At 71.9% G+C, this 24015-nt stretch carries 23 protein-coding genes and 2 tRNA genes; 3 read left to right on the forward strand and 22 right to left on the reverse strand.

All coding sequences use genetic code 11. From position 1 onward, the window contains the following. Positions 1 to 408 precede the first annotated feature (408 nt). The 6 genes from OHS17_RS10675 to OHS17_RS10700 form a co-directional block, all read right to left on the reverse strand. A complete protein-coding gene (locus OHS17_RS10675) occupies positions 409 to 1254 on the reverse strand; it encodes a DegV family protein (RefSeq protein WP_018103231.1) in 846 nt (281 codons plus the stop codon). 159 nt (positions 1255 to 1413) lie between these two features. Then, positions 1414 to 2127, reverse strand: coding sequence for a hypothetical protein (locus OHS17_RS10680; protein ID WP_330311971.1), 714 nt, complete (start codon positions 2125 to 2127; stop codon positions 1414 to 1416). A 137-nt stretch (positions 2128 to 2264) separates the two neighbouring features. Further along, a complete protein-coding gene (gene leuS / locus OHS17_RS10685; protein ID WP_330311972.1) occupies positions 2265 to 5138 on the reverse strand; it encodes a leucine--tRNA ligase in 2874 nt (957 codons plus the stop codon). Between the two features lie 291 nt (positions 5139 to 5429). Beyond that, a tRNA-Ala gene (locus OHS17_RS10690) sits at positions 5430 to 5502 on the reverse strand. 114 nt (positions 5503 to 5616) lie between these two features. After that, on the reverse strand, positions 5617 to 5850 hold the full coding sequence (locus OHS17_RS10695; protein ID WP_018103228.1) for a hypothetical protein: 234 nt from the start codon (positions 5848 to 5850) through the stop codon (positions 5617 to 5619). A gap of 133 nt (positions 5851 to 5983) precedes the next feature. Beyond that, positions 5984 to 7375, reverse strand: coding sequence for an MFS transporter (locus tag OHS17_RS10700; protein ID WP_330315219.1), 1392 nt, complete (start codon positions 7373 to 7375; stop codon positions 5984 to 5986). A gap of 189 nt (positions 7376 to 7564) precedes the next feature. Here OHS17_RS10700 and OHS17_RS10705 point away from each other — a divergent pair, with 189 nt between their 5' ends. Further along, positions 7565 to 8470: a helix-turn-helix transcriptional regulator gene (locus tag OHS17_RS10705; RefSeq protein ID WP_330311973.1), complete on the forward strand. Its 906-nt coding sequence runs from the start codon at positions 7565 to 7567 to the stop codon at positions 8468 to 8470. Positions 8471 to 8520: 50 nt separating this feature from the next. On the opposite strand, the gene OHS17_RS10710 is transcribed toward OHS17_RS10705, so the two are convergent. The 7 genes from OHS17_RS10710 to OHS17_RS10740 form a co-directional block, all read right to left on the reverse strand. After that, positions 8521 to 8593, reverse strand: a tRNA-Ala gene (locus tag OHS17_RS10710). Between the two features lie 119 nt (positions 8594 to 8712). After that, entirely contained in the window at positions 8713 to 9366 is a 654-nt protein-coding gene (locus tag OHS17_RS10715; protein WP_026171532.1) for a histidine phosphatase family protein, read from the reverse strand. After that, positions 9363 to 9794 (reverse strand): ribosome silencing factor, encoded by a 432-nt coding sequence (rsfS, locus tag OHS17_RS10720; RefSeq protein ID WP_018103223.1) that lies wholly within the window; start codon positions 9792 to 9794, stop codon positions 9363 to 9365. The genes OHS17_RS10715 and rsfS overlap by 4 nt, the downstream gene beginning before the upstream one ends. Positions 9795 to 9940: 146 nt before the next feature. Beyond that, complete coding sequence (locus OHS17_RS10725; RefSeq protein WP_330311974.1) at positions 9941 to 11689, reverse strand: LCP family protein; 1749 nt, start codon at positions 11687 to 11689, stop codon at positions 9941 to 9943. Between the two features lie 19 nt (positions 11690 to 11708). Then, positions 11709 to 12326, reverse strand: a complete 618-nt coding sequence (gene nadD, locus OHS17_RS10730; protein ID WP_026171531.1) for a nicotinate-nucleotide adenylyltransferase — start codon at positions 12324 to 12326, stop codon at positions 11709 to 11711. Between the two features lie 38 nt (positions 12327 to 12364). After that, on the reverse strand, positions 12365 to 12529 hold the full coding sequence (locus OHS17_RS10735) for a hypothetical protein (RefSeq protein ID WP_202540898.1): 165 nt from the start codon (positions 12527 to 12529) through the stop codon (positions 12365 to 12367). Positions 12530 to 12612: 83 nt separating this feature from the next. Beyond that, complete coding sequence (locus OHS17_RS10740) at positions 12613 to 12765, reverse strand: hypothetical protein (protein WP_330311975.1); 153 nt, start codon at positions 12763 to 12765, stop codon at positions 12613 to 12615. 113 nt (positions 12766 to 12878) lie between these two features. Here OHS17_RS10740 and OHS17_RS10745 point away from each other — a divergent pair, with 113 nt between their 5' ends. Further along, on the forward strand, positions 12879 to 13973 hold the full coding sequence (locus OHS17_RS10745) for a M48 family metallopeptidase (RefSeq protein WP_330311976.1): 1095 nt from the start codon (positions 12879 to 12881) through the stop codon (positions 13971 to 13973). On the opposite strand, the gene OHS17_RS10750 is transcribed toward OHS17_RS10745, so the two are convergent. The 5 genes from OHS17_RS10750 to proB all read right to left on the reverse strand — a co-directional run bounded on the left by OHS17_RS10750 (position 13924) and on the right by proB (position 18966). Then, complete coding sequence (locus OHS17_RS10750; protein ID WP_330311977.1) at positions 13924 to 15027, reverse strand: SCO2583 family membrane protein; 1104 nt, start codon at positions 15025 to 15027, stop codon at positions 13924 to 13926. The genes OHS17_RS10745 and OHS17_RS10750 overlap by 50 nt on opposite strands. Positions 15028 to 15204: 177 nt before the next feature. Next, complete coding sequence (locus tag OHS17_RS10755) at positions 15205 to 15798, reverse strand: SCO2584 family spore wall biosynthesis protein (protein WP_330311978.1); 594 nt, start codon at positions 15796 to 15798, stop codon at positions 15205 to 15207. Positions 15799 to 15862: 64 nt separating this feature from the next. Next, positions 15863 to 17146 (reverse strand): glutamate-5-semialdehyde dehydrogenase, encoded by a 1284-nt coding sequence (locus tag OHS17_RS10760; protein ID WP_018103215.1) that lies wholly within the window; start codon positions 17144 to 17146, stop codon positions 15863 to 15865. A gap of 71 nt (positions 17147 to 17217) precedes the next feature. Then, positions 17218 to 17718 (reverse strand): hypothetical protein, encoded by a 501-nt coding sequence (locus OHS17_RS10765; RefSeq protein WP_073863506.1) that lies wholly within the window; start codon positions 17716 to 17718, stop codon positions 17218 to 17220. 141 nt (positions 17719 to 17859) lie between these two features. After that, entirely contained in the window at positions 17860 to 18966 is a 1107-nt protein-coding gene (gene proB / locus OHS17_RS10770) for a glutamate 5-kinase (RefSeq protein WP_026171529.1), read from the reverse strand. A gap of 224 nt (positions 18967 to 19190) precedes the next feature. On the opposite strand from proB, the gene rfbC reads away from it, so the two are divergent. Next, on the forward strand, positions 19191 to 19844 hold the full coding sequence (gene rfbC / locus OHS17_RS10775; protein ID WP_330311979.1) for a dTDP-4-dehydrorhamnose 3,5-epimerase: 654 nt from the start codon (positions 19191 to 19193) through the stop codon (positions 19842 to 19844). On the opposite strand, the gene rfbD is transcribed toward rfbC, so the two are convergent. From rfbD to galE, 4 genes are all read right to left on the reverse strand, one after another. Further along, a complete protein-coding gene (rfbD, locus tag OHS17_RS10780) occupies positions 19763 to 20728 on the reverse strand; it encodes a dTDP-4-dehydrorhamnose reductase (protein WP_330311980.1) in 966 nt (321 codons plus the stop codon). The two genes, rfbC and rfbD, sit on opposite strands and share 82 nt — an antisense overlap. Then, complete coding sequence (rfbB, locus tag OHS17_RS10785; protein ID WP_330311981.1) at positions 20725 to 21714, reverse strand: dTDP-glucose 4,6-dehydratase; 990 nt, start codon at positions 21712 to 21714, stop codon at positions 20725 to 20727. Before rfbB ends, rfbD begins: the two co-directional genes overlap by 4 nt. Beyond that, entirely contained in the window at positions 21711 to 22781 is a 1071-nt protein-coding gene (locus OHS17_RS10790) for a glucose-1-phosphate thymidylyltransferase (protein ID WP_018103209.1), read from the reverse strand. The genes rfbB and OHS17_RS10790 overlap by 4 nt, the downstream gene beginning before the upstream one ends. A 216-nt stretch (positions 22782 to 22997) precedes the next feature. Continuing rightward, entirely contained in the window at positions 22998 to 23969 is a 972-nt protein-coding gene (gene galE / locus OHS17_RS10795) for a UDP-glucose 4-epimerase GalE (protein ID WP_161206799.1), read from the reverse strand. Positions 23970 to 24015: the final 46 nt, after the last annotated feature.

Consider the following 24015-nt stretch of genomic DNA (forward strand, 5'->3'; position numbering starts at 1 on the left):
CGGGCCCCCTCAACAGGCGGCGCCACAACCGGCACCCCGACACCCCACCGCGCGACGCGGCCCCCGGACCCACCCGCCATCAGCGCGTCGGCCCTGCTGCGCGCCGCCGCGACCGCCTCCGCACGGGCCGTGGTCCGGCGTCGGCGACCCGGTCCGGGGCGCGCCGCTCGTCGCAGGCGCCCGTCGGAGTCCGGGGCGCGGCCGGGGCCTGCACCCGGTCCGCCGGGTCCACTGGTTGCACGATGTGATCGGGAAGCCATGGACCAGGACGCTAGGCAGTCCCGCCAAATCCCGCTGAGCACAGGCGATTTCCGTGGACAACGGGCCCATTGTGCATAACTCGACCACTCCGGAGAGTGACGTATTCACCGGTCGGGAGAGTGACGCATTCGCCAGCCGGAAGGCACCTCAGCGCGGCGAGACCACCGCGCCCAGCAGTCCCGGCCCGGTGTGCGCGCCGATCACCGCACCGACCTCGCTGACGTGCAGGTCCGCGAGGCCGGGCACGCGTTCCCGCAGCCGCTCGGCCAGCCGCTCCGCCCGCTCGGACGCCGCGAGGTGGTGCACCGCGATGTCGACAGGTCCGCTGCCCGCCCGTTCGGCGACGATCTCCTCCAGCCGGGCGATGGCCTTCGAGGCCGTCCGTACCTTCTCCAGCAGCTCGATCCGGCCGCCGTCGAGCTGGAGGAGGGGCTTGACCGCGAGGGCCGAGCCCAGCAGGGCCTGCGCGGCGCCGATCCGGCCGCCCCGGCGCAGGTAGTCCAGGGTGTCGACGTAGAAGTACGCGGCGGTTCCCGAGGCGCGCTTCTCGGCCGCCGCCACCGCTTCGTCCAGGCCGCCGCCCGCCTCGGCCGTCTCGGCGGCGGACAGGGCGCAGAAGCCGAGGGCCATCGCGACCATGCCGGTGTCGACCACGCGCACCGGCACCGGGGCGTCCTTCGCCGCGAGCACCGCAGCGTCGTACGTACCGGAGAATTCCGACGACAGATGGAGCGAGACGATGCCGCTCGCACCGGCCTCCGCGACGGCCCGGTAGGTGGCGGCGAAGACCTCGGGGCTGGGCCGGGACGTCGTCACGGAACGGCGTTTCTGGAGGGCCAGGGCCAGCGAACGGGCCGAGATCTCGGTGCCCTCCTCCAGGGCCTGATCGCCCAGCACCACGGTCAGCGGCACCGCCGTGATGCCGTGCCGCCGCATCGCGTCGGGCGGCAGGTAGGCCGTTGAATCGGTGACGATCGCGACATGGCGGGACATGCCCCGGAGGTTACCCGCAGGCGCCCGGGGTAGGCAGTCCGACCCCGCACGAGTGATCAGTCGCGGTCGCTTCGCATCGCATCCTGCCACCCTCGGTCACGGGCGGTCGCGCCTCCCCCGGCGCGGCCCGCCCGGCCCACCGGGCCGGGCGGACACCGCTCAGTTGGTGGTCTCGGGCCGGGCCGCCTTCTGCCACGGGTAGGAGGTGCTCCGGGGATCCCGGGCGGTGATGGCCTCGGGCGGCGTCCGGCGGTCCTCGCCCGGACCGTCGGAGGCCGGCGCCTCCGTCCCGCCGTCCCACTCCGGCGCCGGACCCGGCGCCGCATCCGCCGTGGTCCAGTGCCGCAGCGCCCCGGCCTCCACGTCGATCTGCGCGTTCAGCGCCGACAGCTCGTCGTCGGCGAACTTGCGGGCCCGGTCCCGGGCGGCCCAGCGCAGCGAGTCGGCGGACCGGGTGATCTCCGCGGTGCGCTGCTTCAGGCCCGGCAGCCGCGAGGACACCGTCGCCTTGTCGGGCTCGCGCTCCAGCGACTTCAGCTCCGCGTCCAGTTCGAGCCCGTGCACGCTGAGCCGGTCGAACAGGCCCAGGGACTCCGACAGCGACGCGTCCTCGGCCACACCCGCGCGCAGGGCGTCCTGGGTGGCGCGCATCGACGTGCGCAGCGAGAGGCGCAGCTGTGCCAGCTCACCGCCGACGCCCAGCTGCCCGTAGCTCTTGGCCCGCAGGGTGGTGTCCTCGACGGTGCGGCGCGCCTGTGTGATCGTGCGGTCCACGCCGCGCCTGGCCGCCCCGACCACCTTGACCGTCGCGTAGACGCCCAGGGCCATGAAGGCGACGACGAGCAGCCCCAGAATCAGGATCACGGCTTCCATGAGCGCCCCTCGGATGGTGTGACGGCCTCCGGTACACGTACACCGGTCCTCTCCACCGTAAACGGAACAGGCAGGTTGGGGGTTCCAGTGGAACCCCCAACCTGCCCGTAGGGGAAAGCCCCCACCCGCCTCCGCGACTACGCGGGAACGATGTTCACCAGCTTCGGCGCGCGGACGATCACCTTGCGGATGCCCGCGCCGCCCAGCGCGGCGACGACGGCCGGGTCGGCCAGGGCCAGGGCCTCCAGCTCCTCGTCCGTGATCGACGGGGAGATCTCCAGACGCGCCTTGACCTTGCCCTTCACCTGCACGACGCAGGTCACGGTCTCGTCCACGACGTACGCCGGGTTGGCCACCGGGAAGTCCTGGTGCACGACCGACTCCGTGTGGCCCAGCCGGTGCCACAGCTCCTCGGCGATGTGGGGGGCCAGCGGCGCCACCAGCAGTACCAGGGCCTCGGCGACCGGGCGGGGCAGCGGGCCGCCCGCCTTGGTCAGGTGGTTGTTCAGCTCGGTGACCTTGGCGATCGCGGTGTTGAAGCGCATGCCCGCCATGTCGCCGCCGACGCCGTCGATGGCCTTGTGCAGCGCGCGCAGCGTGTCCTCGCCGGGCTCGGCGTCGACCACGGTGACCTCGCCGGTCTCCTCGTCGACGATGTTGCGCCACAGCCGCTGCAGCAGCCGGTACTGGCCGACGACCGCACGCGTGTCCCAGGGACGCGACACGTCCAGGGGGCCCATGGCCATCTCGTACAGGCGCAGCGTGTCCGCGCCGAACTCGGCGCAGACGTCGTCGGGCGTGACGGCGTTCTTCAGGGACTTGCCCATCTTGCCCAGGACGCGAGAGACCTTCTCGCCCTGGTAGTAGAACGCCCCGTCGCGCTCCTCGACCTCGGCCGCCGGGACCGCGATGCCGCGGCTGTCCCGGTAGACGAACGCCTGGATCATGCCCTGGTTGTACAGCTTGTGGAACGGCTCGGCGGAGGAGACGTGGCCCAGGTCGTGCAGCACCTTGGACCAGAAGCGCGCGTACAGCAGGTGCAGTACGGCGTGCTCGGCACCGCCCACGTACAGGTCGACGCCGCCGGTCGGCTGCCCCTCGCGCGGGCCCATCCAGTACTCCTCGATGGCCGGGTCGACCAGCTTCTCGGAGTTGTTCGGGTCCAGGTAGCGCAGCTCGTACCAGCAGGAACCGGCCCAGTTGGGCATGGTGTTGGTCTCGCGGCGGTACTTTCGCGGGCCGGACCCGTCGCCCAGGTCCAGCGTGACGTTGACCCACTCGGCGTTGCGCGACAGCGGGGTCTCGGGCTGGGTGTCGGCGTCGTCCGGGTCGAAGGTGCGCGGCGAGTAGTCGTCCACCTCGGGCAGTTCCAGCGGCAGCATCGACTCGGGCAGCGGGTGGGCGATGCCCTCCTCGTCGTACACGATCGGGAAGGGCTCGCCCCAGTAGCGCTGGCGGCTGAACAGCCAGTCGCGCAGCCGGAAGTTGACGGTGCCCTCGCCGACGCCGTGCTCCTTCAGCCACTCGGTGATGCGGGCCTTGGCGTCGGCGACGCCCAGACCGTTCAGCGAGATCTCGTCGTTGGCGGAGTTGACCAGCTTCGCGTCGTACGAGGCGAAGGCGTCCTCCCACGTCGAGGCGTCGGTGCCGCGGTCGTCCGACGGCTCGACCACGCAGCGCATCGGCAGCTCGAAGGCGCGCGCGAACGCGAAGTCGCGCGCGTCGTGCGCCGGTACAGCCATGATCGCGCCGGTGCCGTAGCCCATCAGGACGTAGTCGGCGATGAAGACCGGGATCTGCTCGCCGCTGACGGGGTTGGTGGCGTACGCGCCGGTGAAGACACCCGTCTTGTCCTTGGCCTCGGCCTGACGCTCGACGTCCGACTTGGCGGCGGCCTGCTTGCGGTACGCGGTGACCGCCTCGGCCGGGGAGGCGTGGCCGCCCGTCCAGACCGGGTGGGTGCCCTCGGGCCAGGCGGCGGGAATGATCCGCTCGACCAGCTCGTGCTCCGGCGCCAGCACCATGTAGGTGGCGCCGAACAGGGTGTCCTGGCGGGTGGTGAAGACGGTCACGCTGCCCGCGCCGTCGACCGGGAAGTCGACCCGCGCGCCCTCGGAGCGGCCGATCCAGTTGCGCTGCTGCAGCTTGATCGCCTCGGGCCAGTCCAGCCCGTCCAGGTCGTTCAGCAGCCGGTCCGCGTAGGCGGTGATGCGCATGTTCCACTGGCGCAGCTTCGCCTTGAAGACCGGGAAGTTCCCGCGCTCGGAGCGGCCGTCGGCGGTGACCTCCTCGTTGGCCAGGACGGTGCCCAGGCCGGGCGACCAGTTGACCGGCGCGTCGGACGCGTAGGCCAGCCGGTACTCGCCCAGGACGTCGGCGCGTTCGGCGGCGCTCAGCGCGGACCAGTCACGGCCGTCGGGGGTGGCGCGCTCGCCGCTCTCGAACTGGGCCACCAGCTCGGCGATGGGCCGGGCGCGGTCCGCCTCGGTGTCGTACCAGGAGTTGAAGATCTGCAGGAAGATCCACTGGGTCCACTTGTAGTACTCGGACTCGATCGTGGCGAACGAGCGGCGCTTGTCGTGGCCCAGGCCCAGCCGGCGCAGCTGCGCCGTCATGTTCTCGATGTTGGCCTCGGTGGAGACCCGCGGGTGCGTGCCGGTCTGCACGGCGTACTGCTCGGCGGGCAGGCCGAAGGCGTCGAAGCCCAGGGTGTGCAGGACGTTGTGCCCGGTCATCCGCTGGTGGCGGGCGAAGACGTCCGTGGCGATGTAGCCCAGCGGGTGGCCGACGTGCAGCCCGGCGCCCGAGGGGTACGGGAACATGTCCATGATGAACTTCTTGGGCCTGGCGGCCAGCTCCGGGTCGCCCGCCAGGTCGCCGGTCGGGTTGGGCGCCTCGTACGTGCCCTCGGCGTCCCAGAAGTCCTGCCAGCGTGCCTCGATGTCGGCGGCCATCGCTGCCGTGTAGCGGTGCGGCGCAGCGGCGTCCGCTGCGGTATTCGTCTCGCTCATGATCCTCAAAGCTCCATCGATCGTCATCTGCCGGCATCCACGTCTACGGACACACGTCCTTGGAAACGAAAAATCCCCTCGCACAGGAGGGGACGCCGCGCTGATGCCGACCAGGCGTTCTCACCGGTCGGGACTGATCAGCGCGGCTCGCTAAGCAGAAGGGCTACGGCACGCATGGCGTCAGGGTACCGCACCGAGCCGGTCGCCCTCCGGGCAATAGCCACTGTCCGGCCCCCGCACGCAGAACGGCGGGCCATCCGATTCGGATGGCCCGCCGTTCCTTCTTCACTGTGGAGCTAAGGAGAATTGAACTCCTGACCTCTTGCATGCCATGCAAGCGCTCTACCAACTGAGCTATAGCCCCTCGTCGTGCCGCCCGGTCTCCCTGGCGACATCGAGAACAGTACCGGTCATCCGGGCCGTCCACCAAATCGTTTCCGGTCCGTCCGGTTTTCCCCCGCCGGAGAGGGCGAAGCGGTCAGGCCGTGGCGAAGGAGTAGAAGCGTTTGAGGGTGCAGTGCTCCTCGAGGAGCCGGCCGTAGATCGGCTCCCCTTCGAGCTCCCGGTAGGTCTCGATGGGGTCGCCTTTTATGATCAGCGCGCGTGCGCATTCCTCGCACCAGTACTGATAGTCCGCGTTGACCGGGTCCATGTCCCTGACGATGGGCGTACCGCTGCCGCACCAGTCGCACTTCCGCCTGTGAGCACCCATGGATCAGCTCCGGCCCCGGCGGAAGAAAGGCGACTGCGGGACCTCGTGGCGGCTCCCAGGCATCGCGCACACCCTCCCGTTCGGTCCGTCGCCCCCTCCGGCGGTCCGATTCTGCCATGACCCCGCAAGGGGGTCAGCCGACCGCCGTTCCCGCCCGCCGCCGCCGTCGTACGAGCCCCGCCACGGCCCCCGCGCACGCCACCGCGGCCAGGGCCAGCTCGCAGACCCACAGTGCGTGCCCCGACCCCTGCGGCCCCGGTGTGCCGAGGCGGTTGAGGTAGAGGGTGCCGACGGCGGCGACGCCGATGACCTGCCCGAGCTGGGTCACGGTCACCAGCACACCGCTGGCGTCGGCGGCGTCCTGGGGCCGTACGTCCGCCAGGGCGCCCGCGAGGTTGGGGCTGAACGCGAGAGCCATACCCGCGCCGATCAGCACGAAACCCGTGTACAGCGCGACGCTCCCGCCGTCCCCGTCCCGCAGCACGAGACCGGTCACCGTCACACCCGCGGCCAGCACCGCGAACCCGCCGGGCACCAGGTACCGATGGAGCCCCCCCGGCCACCGCCGCCAGGTCAGCCCGGCCGCGCCGAAGGCCACCGCGGTCGGCGCGCACATCAGCCCCGCGTGCAGCGCCGAGTACCCGAGGCCGCCCTGGAGGTGCAGGGTCAGCGTGAAGAGGAAGCCCGCGTTGGCCGCCATCACGAGCATGATGCGTACTGCCGCCACGGCGATTCCGGGCAACCGGAGCACACGGGGCGCGATCAGGGGCGCACCCCCGCGCGCGGCGAGCCGTGTCTCGTACGCGACGAAGCCGGCGAGGGCCGCCACGCAGGCGAGCAGGCAGGCCCACGTCCAGTCCGGCCAGCCCAGCTCCTGGCCGAGCACCAGCGGCACGGTCAGCAGCGTGACGGCCACCGCGAGGAGGACCAGGCCCACCGGGTCGAAACCGCGCGCCCGCGCCTCCCGCCGGGCCTCGCCGGTGCGCGGTTCGCCCGGCAGCACCCGCGCGCCGAGCAGCAGCAGAACGAGCCCGATCGGCACGTTGACCAGGAAGACCGGGCGCCAGCCCGCCCCGAACAGGTCGACGCTCACCAGCACCCCGCCCACGACCTGGCCCGCCGCGGCCCCCGTGGCCAGCACCGCGCTGTAGGCACCGATCGCGCGCACCCGCGCCGCCCCGGTGAAGTGCTGCTGGATCAGGCTGAGCACCTGCGGGATCATCACCGCCGCCCCCGCCCCCTGGATCACCCGGAAGGCGATCAACTGGCCCGAGTCCGCGGCCAGTCCGCAGGCGAGCGAGGCGGCGGTGAAGACGGCGAGTCCGGCCAGATGTGCGCGGCCCTGGCCGAACACGCCGCCGAGCCGGGCACCGGCGACGAGGAGGACGGCGTACGAGAGGGTGTATCCGGCCACCACCAGCTGCAACTGGGCTCCGGAGGCGCCGAGTTCGGTACGGATCGTCGGGGCGGCGACGTTCACGATGAAGATGTCGAGCATCGCCATGAACTGGGCCGTGAGCACCACGGCGAGCAGCCGGGCGGGGGTCTTGTCAGTGGTGGGGGTTTTACTGGTGACGGAGCGTGAGGCCGTCGTTTCGGATGTCGCGGTCATGGGTTCCAGGCTGGTGCCGGACGCATACGGGTAACGAGAGCCCGCTGATGCTGGTACTGGCAGCACCTGGCAACAGCCGGGCGTAGCACGGACGATGGGGGCGTGACGGTGACGACACGGCAGACGGCGACGGCACGACAGCAGACGCGGCGGAGCGGACCGGCGACGGGCAGGCGTCCGGAGCTCGCCGCCTTCCTCCGAGGCCGCCGGGCCCGGGTGACCCCGGCCGACGTGGGCATGGCCCCGGGCTTACGGCGGCGCACCCCCGGCCTGCGGCGCGAGGAGGTCGCCCAGCTCTCCGGCGTCGGTGTGACCTGGTACACCTGGCTGGAGCAGGGCCGCCCGATCAACGCCTCCCCGCAGGTCCTGGACGCGGTGGCGAGGACACTGCGGCTGGACCCGCCGGAGCGCGAGCACCTGTACGAGCTGGCGGGCGTCGCCTTCCTGCCGGGGCGGGAGTCCGACGCCCTCGAGGTCGGCGAGGAGATCCAGGGGATCATCGACGCGCTCGACCCGCTCCCCGCCGTCGTCTACAACGCGCGCTACGACGTGCTGGCGACCAATCCGGGCTACCAGGACCTCTTCGGCATCCCCGCCATGCGGGGCACCAACGTCCGCAACGCGCTGTGGTCGCTGTTCACGGCGTGCGAGAAGGACTGTCCGGTCGTGCACCGCACCCAGGAACTGCCCCTGATGGCGGCGACCCTGCGCAGCGGCTACGGGCGCCATGTGGGCGAGCCCGCGTGGGAGTCGTTCATCGCCGCGCTGTCCGAGGCCAGCCCCTACTTCGCGCAGCTGTGGCGCAGCGGGGACGTCGTCCCGCCGGGACGGCGCGTGAAGACCTTCCGGCACTGGGCGGTGTCCGGTGAGATACGGATGACCTCGGTGTCGCTGACGATCAACGGGCTGCCCGAGTGCCGGATCGTCACGTACACCCCGGCCGACGAGGAGAGCAGGGAGCTGCTCGCCGCGCTGCGGAAGCACCGCCGGGGCGACGAGGACCGTTGACCGCACACGCGGAAAATCCCGCCCCCTGGTGGGGACGGGATTTCCGATCGTGGAGCTAAGGAGAATTGAACTCCTGACCTCTTGCATGCCATGCAAGCGCTCTACCAACTGAGCTATAGCCCCGCTGTCCGCCGTGTTTCCCTGCGCTCCCGCGCTGCGAACAAGAAGAACTTTAGCCTGTGACCAGCCGGAAAGTGAAATCCGGCCCCTGCCGCCCCGAGGGGCGGCCGGCGACGACCGGATCAGGTGTCGTCGCCGAGCACCGGTTCGGGCAGGGTGCCGGCGTTGTGCTCCAGGAGCCGCCAGCCGCGGGCGCCCTCGCCGAGCACGGACCAGCAGCAGTTGGTCAGCCCGCCGAGCCCTTCCCAGTGGTGCGCCTCCAGGCCCAGCAGCCGGCCGATGGTGGTCCGGATGGTGCCGCCGTGGCTGACGACGACCAGCGTGCCGTCGTCGGGCAGCTTTCCGGCGTGCCCGAGGACCACCGGCGCGGCCCGGTCGGCGACCTCGGTCTCCAGCTCGCCGCCACCCCGCCGCACGGGCTCGCCGCGCTTCCAGGCGGCGTACTGCTCGCCGTACCGCTCCACGATCTCCTCGTGGGTCAGGCCCTGCCAGGCGCCCGCGTAGGTCTCACGCAGACCCGCGTCGTGGACCACGTCGAGCCCGGTGATCGCGGCGAGCTCGGCGGCCGTGGCCGCGGCCCGCCGCAGGTCGGAGGCCACGATCGCGTCCGGCTTCAGCGAGGCGAGGAGCCGGGCGGCCCGGGCGGCCTGCGCCACACCGGTCTCGGTCAGCTCGATGTCCGTGGAGCCCTGGAAGCGGCGCTCCAGATTCCATGCCGTCTGGCCGTGGCGCCAGAGGACGATCCTGCGGCCCCTGCCGCTCCTGCTGCCGTTCAGCTCTGCTCACCTTCCGTACCGCCGTTGAGCTGCGCGTGCTCGGCGGCCTTGCCGCGGGTCTTCACCGCGTCCTCGGGCAGGTCGAGCTCGGGGCAGTCCTTCCACAGGCGCTCCAGCGCGTAGAAGACCCGCTCCTCGCTGTGCTGGACGTGGATGACGATGTCGACGTAGTCGAGGAGGATCCACCGGGCGTCGCGGTCGCCCTCGCGGCGGACCGGCTTGGCGCCGAGCTCCTTCTGGAGCCGCTCCTCGATCTCGTCGACGATCGACTTGACCTGGCGGTCATTGGGGGCCGAGGCCAGCAGGAAGGCGTCGGTGATCGACAGCACGTCGCTGACGTCGTAGGCGATGATGTCGTGCGCGAGCCGGTCGGCGGCCGCCTGAGCGGCGGCGTTGATGAGCTCGATGGAGCGGTCAGTGGCGGTCACAAGCAGGCTTTCGTCGTCGGTCGGATAGACCTCTAGGGTCTCACGGGGAACCGCCCGCCCACGCAGCCGTATTCCGCGGCCCGCCCGCGGGCCGCCCGGGGAGGCCCGGGCCACCCGGCTCCGGACCTCCCGCGACCGCTCCGCGGCTACTCGGGCTTGTAGTCCTGGCCGAGGAGGACGGACACGTCCGCGTTCCCGGCCGGCTTGCCCTTCTTGACGGCGCTCGTCGGCAGTCCGAGGGTCTTGGCGACCTGGGTCGCCTTCTCCTTGTCGGCCGCCTCGGCGTAGACCACCTGCGAGGAGGAGACCGCGTCGGCCTTGCCGCTGTTGACGAAGGCGAAACCGCCGTTGACCAGCTTGCCCCGGGCGGACTCGGTGGAGCCGGCCTCGCCGGTGGCGTTCTTGATCCCGACCCGGACCACGCCGTCCGCCGACGGCGCCTTGACCGTGCCGCCGAGGATGTCCTTGACCACGCTCTCGGTGGCCGCGTCGGTGAGGGTGCCGTCGTCCTGCACGGGCAGCAGCGCCGTCTTGTAGTCGCCGATCTTGGCGTGTTCCGCCAGCTTCGCCAGCGAGGCGCCGAGGTCCTTCTCGGGCAGCGACGGGTCCAGGATCTGGGCCAGCGTCTGGACGGTGACCGTGGCGGCCTGCGGGTCGTCGGACATCTTGCGCAGCACCCCGCGCATGACCTGCCCGAACCGCATCAGCTGCTTGGCCTCGGCCTCGCCGGGCCCCCGGTACGTGGCGTACGCGACGGCCATCTGGCCGCTGAGGGTCTGCGCCTCGCCCTTCTTCACCAGGTCGCCGGAGCCCTTCTTGGCGCCCGGCACCGCGGTGTCGGTGTCGACCTCGATGTTGCCGACGAGGTCGACCAGGTTCTCCAGGTACGGGGTGTCGAGCCGCCAGGTCCCGCTGATGTCGGTGCCGAGCAGGGTGTCCAGGGAGTCCCGGGTCCCGGACGTGCCGTCGTCGTCGACCGACTTGCCGAGCGTGGTGGTGGTGCCGTCCTCGTCGGAGACGGCGAGGGAGTTGGGGAGCAGGACCGTGGTGCCCTGCTTGGTGGTGACGTTGTCGACCAGCAGCGCGGTGGACGTGCCGCCGGACTTGGTGTTGTGGAGGTGGACCACGATGACGTCCCGGCGCTGCGGACCGGTCGTCGCGGTGTTCTCCTTCTCCCCGTCGGACAGTCCGGGGATCTTGTCCGCCGACCACAGGTACCCGACGCCGCCGAGCACGGCCAGGACCCCGACGACGAGCAGCGCGACGATCCGGTTGCGGCCCCGGCGGCGCGCCTCCTCGCGGCGCTCGCTGCGGCTCTCGGTGAACTTGAGCCAGTCGATGACGTCCTCGGAGTCCTCGTCGGGCTCCTCGATGAAGGCGAACTGCTCGGTGCGGTAGTCGTCACCGCCACGGCGCTGCCCGGGCACGGCCGCGTCCGGTCCCGGACGCGCCGCGGGCTCACGGGGCGGGGCGGGCGCGGGGGCCGGGGCGGGGGTCGCGGCCTGCTGCGGGATGTTCCACTGCTGGGTCGTGTCGACCGCGGCGGGCTGCTGCCCGGTGTCGTGGACGGGCTGCTGCTGCCCGGTGTCGTATCCGTTCCGGTCGTAGCCGTAGTCCTGCTGCGGGGCCTGCTGGGGCTGGGTCGCGTAGGGGTCGTACGGCTGCGGCGGCGCGGGGGGCTGCTGCTGGGCGTACGGGTCGTAGCCGTAGCCCTGCCCGCCGCCCCGGGGTGCCTGGCCGCCGTACGGGTCGGGCTGCTGCTGCGGCTGCTGCGCGTACGGGTCGTACTGCTGCTGCCCCGGCTGCTGCTGGTACACCGGCTGCCCGTACTCGTCGTAGCCGATGATCTGCGGCTGCTGGTAGTACGGGTCGTACGGGTTCTGTCGGTCGTTCACCGGTGCCCCTTTCCGTGGCTCACTCGCCGCGGTACAGCTGGCGCTTGTCGATGTAGCGGACCACGCCGTCGGGCACGAGGTACCAGACCGGTTCGCCCTGGGCGACCCTCGCACGGCAGTCCGTCGAGGAGATCGCGAGCGCGGGGACCTCCACCAGGGAGACGCCCCCCTTCGGCAGCCCGTCGTCCGTGAGCACATGGCCCGGCCGGGTCACGCCGATGAAGTGGGAGAGCGAGAACAGCTCGTCGGCGTCCCGCCAGGTGAGGATCTGGGCGAGCGCGTCGGCACCGGTGATGAAGAAGAGGTCCGCCTCGCCGTGGGCCTCGCGCAGGTCCCGCAGGGTGTCGATCGTGTACGTGGGGCCCTTGCGGTCGATGTCGCTGCGGCTGACCGAGAACTGCGGGTTGGACGCCGTCGCGATGACCGTCATCAGATAACGGTCCTCCGCCGGGGACACCTGCTTGTGGCTCTTCTGCCACGGCTGCCCGGTCGGTACGAAGATCACCTCGTCGAGGTGGAACTGGGCGGCCACTTCACTGGCCGCCACCAGGTGTCCATGATGAATCGGGTCAAACGTCCCGCCCATCACGCCGAGTCGGCGTTTTCCGCGGCCGGTAGGCACTTCCTGCTCTCCCATGCGTGCAGAGCCTACTGGCACAGCTGTACGCCTCGGCCTCAGCGGTCGCGGTTGAAGCGCGTGGTGATCCAGAGAAGGAGGAGAAGCGCGACAAACGCCCCGCCACCGGTGATGATCGGCTCGAGGCTGTTGTGGTTACCACCGTGCTCCGCGCCCTCGGCGGCGACGGTGACCAGCTGGTGTGCGGTGCTCGTGAGGCTCATCTTCGGCAGGACCTATCGATCGGGAGTCGGGGGAAGACGTCGCGGACATCGTATGCGGGCGCCCCGGGCACGCTCACGCCGACTCAGTCGTTGTTGTCGTCGTTGCGGTATCCGCGGAGCAGGAACCAGGCCAGCAGGGCGGCTCCCAGCAGGGAGACGACCAGCACGATGCGGATCGTGTTGCCCGGCCCCTCATCCTCGGATGCGGCGGCGAACAGAGCAACGGTGTGCGGCATGTCGGGCGTCTCCTCAGTTATCCACAGCCCCCCGCACACCGTAGCCCCAGCACCTAGGCTGGGCGGCGTCAGGGGGCGAGCGACGTCTCGTACGAACACAGGGGGCCCATGTCATGACCAGCAGCCACGAGAGCCAGGACCGCGTACCGAGCAGGCAGCGCAAGCGTTTCCCGGGGATCTCCTCCCGGGCCTACGAGCACCCCGCGGACCGCTCCGCACTGGTCGCGTTGCGCAAGCTGAGCGGCTTCGACACCGTCTTCAAGGCGCTGAGCGGGCTGCTGCCGGAGCGCAGCCTGCGACTCCTCTTCCTGTCGGACTCCGTCCGGGTGAGCGACGCCCAGTTCGCGCACCTCAACGACATGCTCCGGGACGCCTGTTACATCCTGGACCTGGAGAAGGTCCCGCCGATGTACGTCAACCAGGACCCCCGGCCCAACGCCATGTGCATCGGGCTGGACGAGCCGATCATCGTGGTGACCACGGGCCTGGTGGAGCTGCTGGACGAGGAGGAGATGCGGGCGGTCATCGGCCACGAGGTCGGACACGCTCTGTCGGGTCACGCGGTGTACCGCACGATCCTCCTCTTCCTCACCAATCTTGCGCTCAAGGTCGCCTGGATCCCGCTGGGCAACGTCGCGATCATGGCGATCGTGACGGCGCTGCGCGAGTGGTTCCGCAAGTCGGAGCTGTCGGCGGACCGGGCCGGGCTGCTGGCAGGCCAGGACATACAGGCGTCGATGCGCGGCCTGATGAAGATCGCCGGCGGCAACCACCTCCACGAGATGAACGTGGACGCGTTCCTCGCCCAGGCCGACGAGTACGAGAAGTCCGGCGACCTGCGCGACTCGGTGCTCAAGATCCTCAACGTGCTGCCCCGCTCGCACCCGTTCACCACGGTCCGCGCCGCCGAGCTCAAGAAGTGGTCGGAGACCCGCGAGTACCAGCGGATCATGGACGGCCACTACCCGCGCCGGGACGAGGACAAGGACACCTCGGTGACGGACTCGTTCAAGGAGTCCGCCTCGCACTACGCCGACTCGGTGCGCAACAGCAAGGATCCGCTGATGAAGCTCGTCGGCGACATAGCGGGCGGCGCCGGGGACCTCGGCGGCAAGCTGCGGGACAAGTTCACCGGCACGGGCGGCGCCAAGGGCGGTGCTACGGAGAACCCTGAGGACTCGCAGGGGCCGTCGGCGGAAGGGAGCTGACCTCCAGCGTCCCGCAGAGCGCGGCGACCGGTCGGCCCGTGGCGTACGGGTCGGTGCCCGCCGGTCCACGCGAGACCGCCCGCTCGCCCGCGAGCAGCGGCCGCAGGGCCCCCGAGGCGTCGGCCGGGCAGGACTGCGGGCCCGCCTGGAGGTAGCTGGTCTGCACCTCCAGCCGGTGCAGCCGCAGGTCCTCCCGGTCGAACCGGAAGCGCATCTCCCGCCGCACGGTGAAGAGGGAGGCGCCGCCCTTCGGCTGGGGGCCCGACACGGCGGGGCGCAGGGCGTACGTGAAGGTGTGGTCCGAGACGACTTCCAGGGCGTCGGAGCCCGTCTGGACGTAGCGCAGGGTGCCCCGGACCCTGACCTCGGGGTCCGGGGTGACCCGGACCGGGTCGAAGCGGACGAGCCAGCCGGTCGCGGCGTGCTGCCCGTCGTCGTAGGGCTCGTTGACGCTGCGGTCGAACTGCTCCATCTGGTCCGGGTCGAGCAGCGCTTCCACCGGGCGCACGGCGTTCCCGCTGAGCACGTCGGGGTCGAGCGAGGAGGCGGCCAGATAGTCCTTCACCGTGGCCAGGGCGGCGCTCACCTCGCTCTCCGAGAAGTCGGCGGTGTGCCGGGCGGGCGGCGGGCTGATGCCGTCCCGGCCCTCCGGGTAGTGCGCGGCGGGGCTGCCCGCGAAGAGGGCGGCGGGGGTGCCCGCGGGGACGGCGCCGCGCGGGGCGAGCGGGACGAGGGTCATCCGCAGCGGTTCGGGCTTCCGGGCCGCGGCCGGGGTCTCGTAGGGGTGGCTCAGGCCCATGACGACGGCCGTGCCGAAGGCCAGGGCGATCAGGATCATCAGGGCCAGGGCGATCCGGGAGCCGTTGCGGTAGGCCCGCCCGGGCAGGCTGCGGACGGCGCGGGCGTGCTCCCCCATCCGCTCCTGGGCGGAGAATTCCTGCAGCCGGGCGGCCCGCACGAAGGACTCGTCGAAGACGAGTGAGCCGTACTCGTCGTCCGGACCGTGCGCGCCGTTCTCCGCCGGGCCGTCGGGTGGATCTCCGCGATGTGCCATGACTTCTCCCGACTCCGTGAGAAGTCCCCTCTTCGGGCGGAGGAGGGGTCATACCTTCAGGGTGGGTCGATCACGACGACGGTAAACGCGGTGACGCCCGGCAACCACCGGGGAGTTCCACCGGACCGCCGGACGGGGGACCCGGAGGCGGGACGGGTCCGGCCGGGGCGCGGGAGGTCAGGGGGTGCGCGGGACGGCGGAGACCATCGGGCGGGAGTAGTCGTCCGCGTCCGAGGGGGCGGAGCCGGGGCCGGGCCCGGGCGCGCTGTCCACACCGGTGGAGGCGGGCGGCGGGACCTGGTCCTGCCGGTCCCCCGAGCTGTTGCGGTAGACGGCGCTGAAGGCGAGGGCGACCATGCCGACGCCCATCAGGACGGCCAGCAGCCAGGCGACCGGCCGGTGCCAGCGGGCCGCCCCCCGGTACGGGCGGAGCGCGCCGCCGTGGCGCCCGTAGGGACCGTGCTCGTGGAAGTCGTCCGCGTCCAGCGGGTCGTAGCCGTCCGGGCCGCCGTAGCCGCCCGGACCGTAGCCCTCGCCGTACAGGTCGTCCTCGAAGGGGCCGCCGCGGGCTCCGGCGCGCCGGGCGTCGGCCTCCGCGCGCGCCTCCGCAGCGGCCAACAGCCGCTCGACGGCGGTCGGTTCGTGGAACTCGGCGGCCCGTACGAAGTCCTCGTCGAACACCACGGAGGCGAAGTCCTCGTCCGCGCCCCCGCGGTCGTCGTCGGGCTCCCAGCCGTTCGGATACGGCCTGCCCCCCACGTCGTCCGCCACGGTTTCAGACTAGCCCCGGCGGACCGCTTTGGGCAGGGAGACGGCGCATTCGCCTGTCACCGGGTCACCTCACATGGCCGTCGCCGGTGACGATGTACTTGGTCGACGTCAGTTCCGGCAGGCCCATGGGGCCCCTGGCGTGCAGCTTCTGCGTGGAGATGCCGATCTCGGCGCCGAAACCGAACTGGCCTCCGTCGGTGAACCGTGTCGAGGCGTTGACGGCCACCGTCGTGGAGTCCACCAGCTGGGTGAAGCGGCGGGCGGCGGCCTGCGAGGTGGTCACGATGGCCTCGGTGTGACCGGAGGACCAGAGCCGGATGTGCGCCACGGCCGCGTCCAGCGACTCCACGACGGCCGCCGCGATGTCGTACGAGAGGTATTCGGTCTCCCAGTCCTCCGGGGTCGCAGCGACCACCGTGGCCTTGGAGCCCTCGGCGTACTCCAGCACCCGCTCGTCGCCGTGCACGGTCACGCCGGCCTCGGCCAGGGCGTCCAGGGCGCGCGGCAGGAAGGCGTCGGCGATGTCCTTGTGGACGAGCAGGGTCTCGGCGGCGTTGCAGACGCTGGGGCGCTGGGCCTTGGAGTTGACCAGGATCTCCACGGCCATGTCCAGGTCGGTCTGCGCGTCGACGTACACGTGGCAGTTGCCGGTGCCGGTCTCGATGACGGGGACGGTGGACTCCTCGACCACCGTGCGGATCAGCGAGGCGCCGCCGCGCGGGATGAGCACGTCCACGAGGCCCCGGGCGCGCATCAGCTCGCGCACCGAGTCGCGGCTCTCGCCCGGGACCAGCTGCACCGCGTCGGCCGGCAGGCCGGAGCCGCCCACGGCGTCGCGCAGCACCCGCACCAGGGCGGTGTTCGACGCGAAGGCGGAGGACGAGCCGCGCAGCAGGACGGCGTTGCCCGACTTCAGGCAGAGGGCGGCGGCGTCCACGGTCACGTTGGGCCGGGCCTCGTAGATGATCCCGACGACGCCGAGCGGCACCCGGACCTGGCGCAGGTCGATGCCGTTGGGCAGGGTCGAGCCGCGGACGACCTCGCCGACCGGGTCGGGCAGGGCGGCGACGTCCCGGACGTCGGCGGCGATGGCGCGGATGCGCTCCGGGGTGAGGGTCAGCCGGTCCACGACGGATTCGCTGGTCCCCGCCTCACGGGCGCGCGCCACGTCCTCGGCGTTGGCCGCGAGGATGTCGCTCGTCCGTACTTCCAGCGCGTCGGCGATCGCCAGGAGCGCGTCGTCCTTGGCCGCGCGCGGAAGTGGCGCGATGTCGGCGGCGGCGGAGCGGGCCCGGTAGGCGGCCTGGGCCACGGGAGACAGGTTGTCGTACGGCGAGAGCGTGGTCATGCCCGCAGAGTAGTGCGCGCCCTGCGGGCATTCGGCACGCATCCCGTGATGCGAGACGGCCGTTTCACCGGTCAGTATGGGTGGACGCCGACCGGGGCGGCCGGCGGCGGCCCGTAGCCCTCGGCGACGCGCTGGTGGTAGGTCTCGCGGTCGATGACTTCGAGGCCGACGATCGCCCAGGGCGGCAGACCGGCGGTGGAACGGTGCTCGCCCCACAGCCGCAGGGCGACGGCCGCCGCGTCGTGCAGGTCGCGGGCCTCCTCCCAGTAGCGGATCTCCGCGTGGTCGTTGGCGTAGCGGCTGGTCAGCAGGAACGGGTGGTCGTGCGCGAGCTGTTCGAGACCGCGCCTGACCTCCTTCAGCGGGAACTCGTTCCCGGAGACGCAGAGGGTGACGTGCCACAGCTTCGACGGGGCGTGCTCCTGGCCGGCCGGTCTCGGCTCCGGCCGGGCGGGGCGCTCGTCCCTCCGGTCCGCGGGTCCGCTCCCGTCGAAGCCGGCCCCCGCTCCCACACTGGTCAGGGTGCGGCCACCCGTTCCTCGGGGCGGCGCCCCCGGGCGCGCTCGTCTCACCGGCGGCCTCCTGTGATGTGTTGCTTTTGCTGTACCCCGCAGTTTCCTTGCTACAAAGTGGACCAGCCCGCGGCCCGGTGTGGGGCGGTTTTCGTGAAGGTCTCGGTCCGATGGCTGGACTTTCAGCCGTTTCGGGGGGCGTCAGCCGTGCAGGAGGACGAGATCGTCCCTGTGTACGACCTCGCGTTCGTAGGCGGGGCCGAGGTCCCTGGCGAGGTCGCGGGTGGAGCGGCCGAGCAACTGCGGCATCTCCTTGGCGTCGAAGTTGACGAGCCCGCGCGCCACGGGCCGCCCCCGCAGATCGCGCAGCTCCACCGGGTCGCCCGCGGTGAACTCGCCCTCGACCGCCGCGATCCCGGCCGGCAGCAGCGAGCTGTGGCGCTCCACGACCGCCTGCACCGCCCCGTCGTCCAGGGTCAGCGAGCCGCGCGGGGTCGAGGCGTGGGCGAGCCAGAGGAGCCGGTCGGCGGAGCGGCGGCCGGTGCGGTGGAAGTAGGTGCCGGTGTCGCGGCCGGCGAGGGCGTCGGCGGCGTGGCTCGCGGAGGTGAGGACGACGGGGATGCCCGCGGCGGTGGCGATCCGGGCGGCCTCGACCTTGGTGACCATGCCGCCGGTGCCGACGCCCGCCTTGCCCGCGCTGCCGATGCTGACCCCGGCCAGGTCGGCGGGGCCGGTGACCTCGGCGATGCGGCTGGTGCCGGGGATGCTCGGGTCGCCGTCGTAGAGGCCGTCCACGTCGGAGAGGAGGACCAGCAGGTCGGCGCGGACCAGGTGGGCGACGAGGGCGGCGAGCCGGTCGTTGTCGCCGAACCGGATCTCGTCCGTGGCGACGGTGTCGTTCTCGTTGACGACGGGCAGCGCGCCCATGTCCAGGAGCTGGTCCAGGGTGCGGTAGGCGTTGCGGTAGTGGGCGCGGCGGCTGGTGTCGTTGCTGGTGAGCAGGACCTGGCCGACGCGGACGCCGTAGCGGGCGAAGGAGGCGGTGTAGCGGGCGACGAGGAGGCCCTGCCCGACGCTCGCGGCGGCCTGCTGGCGGGCCAGGTCCTTGGGCCTGCGGTGCAGTCCGAGCGGGGCGAGTCCGGCCGCGATGGCACCGGAGGAGACGAGGACGACCTCGCGTTCGCCGCCGTCGCGGACCTTGGCCAGGACGTCGACCAGGGCGTCGACGCGGTCGGCGTCGAGGCCGCCGGCGGCGGTGGTGAGGGAGGAGGAACCGACCTTGACCACGATCCTGCGGGCTTCCGTCACGCCCTGCCTTGCCCCTGACACCCGGTCCCCCGCATTCGCTCGCTGGACCCCGCAATCTACGCGAGAGCGGAATCCGGCGCCTTCGCGTTCCGCACCGTGGAAACACCAGGCAACCTTTTCGTTGCCTTATGTCCCGTTCCGTGTCCGTTCGGTCCTTGGACTCGTTGGGCAGAGACACCGGGGCCGGCTGGAGGCCCCGCGGAGTGCGAACAGGATGTGATCGCATGCGCCGGCTCTCCGTTCCCGGGGCCTGGGTGCACGAGCCCACGGTCTTCCCGGACGACCGCGGCAGCTTCCACGAGTGGTTCCGGGCGGCGGACCTGGGGGCCGCGGCCGGGCACACGCTGGGGCTCGCGCAGGCCAACTTCTCCCGCTCGCGGCGGGGCACGCTGCGCGGGATCCACTTCGCGGACGTGCCGCCGGGCCAGGCGAAGTACGTGAAGTGCGTGCGGGGCGCGGTGCTGGACGTGATCGTGGACGTACGCACCGGCTCGCCCACGTACAAGCGGTGGGAGGCGGTCCGGCTGGACGACACCGACCACCGGGCGGTCTACCTCGCGGAGGGACTGGGCCACGGGTTCATGGCGCTGACCGATGACGCCTGCGTGCTGTACCTCTGCTCCGAGGGCTACGCGCCGGAGCGGGAGCGCGGCGTCGACCCGCTCGACCCGGACCTCGGCATCGAGTGGCCGGCGGACATCGCGCCGCTGCTCTCCCCGAAGGACGCCTCGGCCCCGAAACTCGCCGAGGCCGGGGAGCGCGGGCTGCTGCCCTCCTACGCGGAGTGCGAGGCGTACTACGCGCGGCTGCGGGCGGACGGTCCGGCGGTGCCGGGGGTCCGGGCGGGCGAGCCGTCGTTCAGCCCGGCCGGTCGCTGACCGGGGCGTTCGGCGGCGAGGAGCGCGGGGAAGGCCGCGTGCAGCGCCGCGCGCCAGTCGCGGACCGGGTCGATGCCGGCGGCCCGGAAGCGGTCGTGCGCGAGCACGCTGTACGCGGGCCGGGGCCCGGGCCTGGCGAAGGCGGCGCTGCCGACCGGCCGGACGCGGTCCGGGTCGGCGCCCAGCAGCCGGAACACCTCGCGGGCCAGGCCGTACCAGGTCGTCGCGCCGCCGCTGGTGCCGTGGTAGACGCCCGCCGGGGCGGTGCCGTCGAGCGCGGCGCGGCCCAGCAGGACCAGCCGGGAGGCGAGATCGACGGTCCAGGTGGGCTGTCCGCGCTGGTCGTCCACCACGTCGAGGGTGTCCTTGACGGCTTCCAGTTTGATCATCGTACGGACGAAGTTGGCGCCGCCCGCGCCGTAGAGCCAGGCCGTCCGCACGACGTGGCCCGTGTCCGGCAGGGTCTCCAGGACCGCGCGCTCCCCGGCCAGTTTGGTGCGGCCGTACGCGCTGCGCGGGGCGGTCGGGGCGTCCTCCGGGTACGGCCGGTCCGCGTCGCCCGCGAACACGTAGTCGGTGGAGACGTGCAGCAGGACGCTGCCGTGGGCGCGGCAGGCACCGGCGAGGACGGCGGGTCCGGTGCCGTTGACGCGCAGCGCCTCGGCCTCCCGGCTCTCCGCGTCGTCCACGGCGGTCCAGGCGGCGCAGTTCACGACGACGGCGGGCCGCTGGGCGTCGAAGACGGCACGGACCTGCGCCGGGTCGGCGATGTCCAGGGCCGCGCGGTCCGCCGCGACGACGGTGGCGCCCTCGCGGGCCAGCGCGGTCGTCAGGTCCCGGCCGAGCATGCCGCCGGCCCCGGTGACCAGCCAGCGCGGCCTCACAGGGCGGCCCTCTCCTTGAGCGGTTCCCACCAGGAGCGGTTCTCGCGGTACCAGCGGACGGTCTCGGCGAGCCCGGCCGCGAAGTCCTTGCGGGGCGCGTAACCTAGCTCCTCGCGGATCTTCGTGCAGTCGACGGAGTAGCGCCGGTCGTGGCCCTTGCGGTCCTCGACGTGGACCACGTCGGTGTCCCAGTCGGCGTCGCACGCCTCCAGGAGCAGCCGGGTGAGCTCCTTGTTGGAGAGTTCGGTGCCGCCGCCGATGTTGTAGACCTCGCCGGGGCGGCCCTGGGTGCGGACGAGCTCGATGCCCTGGACGTGGTCGTCGATGTGCAGCCAGTCGCGGACATGGGCGCCGTCGCCGTACAGCGGGACGGGCAGCCCCTCCAGGAGGTTGGTGACGAAGAGCGGGATGACCTTCTCGGGGAAGTGGTGGTGCCCGTAGTTGTTGGAGCAGCGGGTGACGCGGACGTCGAGGCCGTGGGTGCGGTGGTACGCCAGGGCGATGAGGTCGCTCGACGCCTTGGAGGCGGAGTACGGGGAGTTGGGCGCGAGGGGCTCGTCCTCGGTCCAGGAGCCCTCGTCGATGGAGCCGTAGACCTCGTCGGTCGAGACGTGCACGAAGGTGCGGACGCCCGCCTCGTGCGCGGCGTGGACCAGGGTGTGGGTGCCCACGACGTTCGTACGGACGAAGGCGGCGCCGCCGTCGATGGAGCGGTCCACGTGGGACTCGGCGGCGAAGTGGACCACCTGGTCGTGTCCGGCCATGAGCCGCCCGGCCAGCTCCGGGTCGCAGATGTCGCCGTGCACGAAGGCGAAGCCCGGGTGGCCCCGGACCTCGTCCAGGTTGGCCGGGTTGCCCGCGTAGGTGAGGGCGTCGAGCACGGTGACGGAGACGTCGCCGGGGCCGTCCGGGCGGAGGAGCGTACGGACGTAGTGGGAGCCGATGAAGCCGGCGCCTCCGGTGACGAGGATGCGCGTACCGGTCATGAGGAGATCTGCACCTTGCTGTGGTCGCCGAGGACGAGTCGGTGGGCGGAGGGGCTGCGGGGCGCGGGCGTCACCTCGACGTCGTGGCCGATCAGCGAGGCCTCGACGCGCCGCACCCCGTCGATGGAGGCGCCCCCGAGGACGATGGAGTACTCGATCTCGCTGTCCTCGATGCGGCAGTTCTGGGCGACCGAGGTGAAGGGGCCGACGTAGGCGTCGCTGATCACCGACCCGGTCCCGATCACGGCGGGCCCGACGATCCGGCTGCGGGTGACCCGGGCGCCCGGTTCGATCAGCACGCGGCCGATGATCTCGCTCTCGCCGTCGACGTAGGCGCCGTCGGTGCACGGCTCGACGCTCTCCAGGACGGTCCGGTTGACCTCCAGCATGTCGGTGACGTTGCCGGTGTCCTTCCAGTAGCCGCGGATGATGGTGGAGCGCACGTCGCGTTCGCGGTCGATGAGCCACTGGAGGGCGTGGGTGATCTCCAGCTCGCCGCGCCAGGAGGGGCGGATCGAGCGGACGGCCTCGTGGACGGCCGGGGTGAAGAGGTAGACGCCGACGAGCGCGAGGTCGCTCTTCGGGTGCTCCGGCTTCTCCTCCAGGGCCACCACCCTGCCGTCCCCGTCCAGCTCCGCGACGCCGAACGAGGTCGGGTCGGGCACCCGGGTCAGCAGGATCTGCGCGTCGGGCCGGTCCGCGCGGAACTCCTCGACCAGGTCCGCGATCCCGCCGACGATGAAGTTGTCCCCCAGGTACATGACGAAGTCGTCGTTCCCCAGGAAGCGCTGGGCGACCAGGACCGCGTGGGCGAGGCCGAGGGGTTCGGCCTGCGGGATGTAGGTGACATCGATGCCGAAGCGCGAACCGTCGCCGACCGCCGCGCGGATCTCCTCCTCGGTGTCGCCCACGATGATGCCGACCTCGGTGATGCCGGCCTCCGCGATGGCTTCCAGGCCGTAGAACAGCACCGGCTTGTTCGCCACCGGGACCAGCTGTTTCGCCGAGGTATGGGTGATGGGACGAAGCCGGGTGCCGGCCCCACCGGAAAGTACGAGAGCCTTCAAAGTTCCTGCCCCCACGATGAGATGTGACGGCGGCCGCAGGGCCGCTACCCAGGGGACCTTACTGAGCTTCCCTCGGATCTTCCGCGACAAAACGGCCACTGACGCTACATCCGGTGGAAAAGTGACGGTCTCCCGTAACCCGGACCGCCCGCCGTACGCGAAGGGCCCGGCCGCCGCCCTCGGGGAGCGGTGCCGGGCCCTGCGTACGTGCCGTGCCTACGGGTGGCGCAGACGCCAGCCCTGCCAGGCGGACTCGATCATCTCGTCCACCCCGTACCGCGCCGACCAGCCCAGCTCCGCGCTGATGCGCTCGGCGGAGGCGACCACGCGGGCCGGGTCGCCGGGGCGGCGGGCGGAGACCTCCGCGGTGGCGTCCTCGTTGCCCGTGACCTTGAGGATGCGGTCGACCATCTCGCGCACCGAGCTGCCCTCGCCGCGGCCGATGTTCAGCGTGAGGTCCGTGCCGGGCTCGGCCTCCTCCAGCCGGCGGGCGGCGGCGAGGTGGGCGGAGGCGATGTCCTCGACGTGGATGTAGTCGCGGATGCAGGTGCCGTCGGGCGTGTCGTAGTCGTCGCCGAAGATGCGCGGGGCCTCGCCGGCCTCCAGGCGCTCGAAGACCATCGGGACGAGGTTGAAGACACCCTCGTCGGCCAGCTCCGGCGAGGCGGCGCCCGCCACGTTGAAGTAGCGCATCGAGGCGGCGCGCAGCCCGTGGGCCCTGGCGGCGGCGTGGATCAGCCACTCGCCGACCAGCTTGGTCTCGCCGTACGGGCTCATCGGCGCGCACGGGGTCGTCTCGGTGACGAGGTCGACGTCGGGCATGCCGTAGACGGCGGCCGACGAGGAGAACACCAGCCGGTCGACGCCCGCGGCGACCATGCTCTCCAGCAGGACCTCCAGGCCGGTGACGTTCTCCTTGTAGTAGTACAGGGGCCGCTCGACGGACTCGCCGACCTGCTTCTTGCCCGCGACGTGCACCACACCGGTCACCCCGTGCTCGCGGATCGCCGCGTCCAGGGCCTCGCGGTCGAGAACCGTGCCGGTCACCAGGGGGACGCCCGCGGGCACCTTGTCGGCGCTGCCCGTCGACAGGTCGTCGAACACGACCACCCGCTGACCACCGGCGAGCATCGCGCGCACCACGTGCGCACCGATGAACCCCGCCCCACCCGTAACCATCCAGGTCATGTCGTGCGTCTCCTGTCAGCTGCTGTGCCCCCGTCGGCGTTCCACC

The sequence above is a fragment of the Streptomyces sp. NBC_00523 genome, assembly GCF_036346615.1.
Taxonomy (GTDB): Bacteria; Actinomycetota; Actinomycetes; order Streptomycetales; family Streptomycetaceae; genus Streptomyces.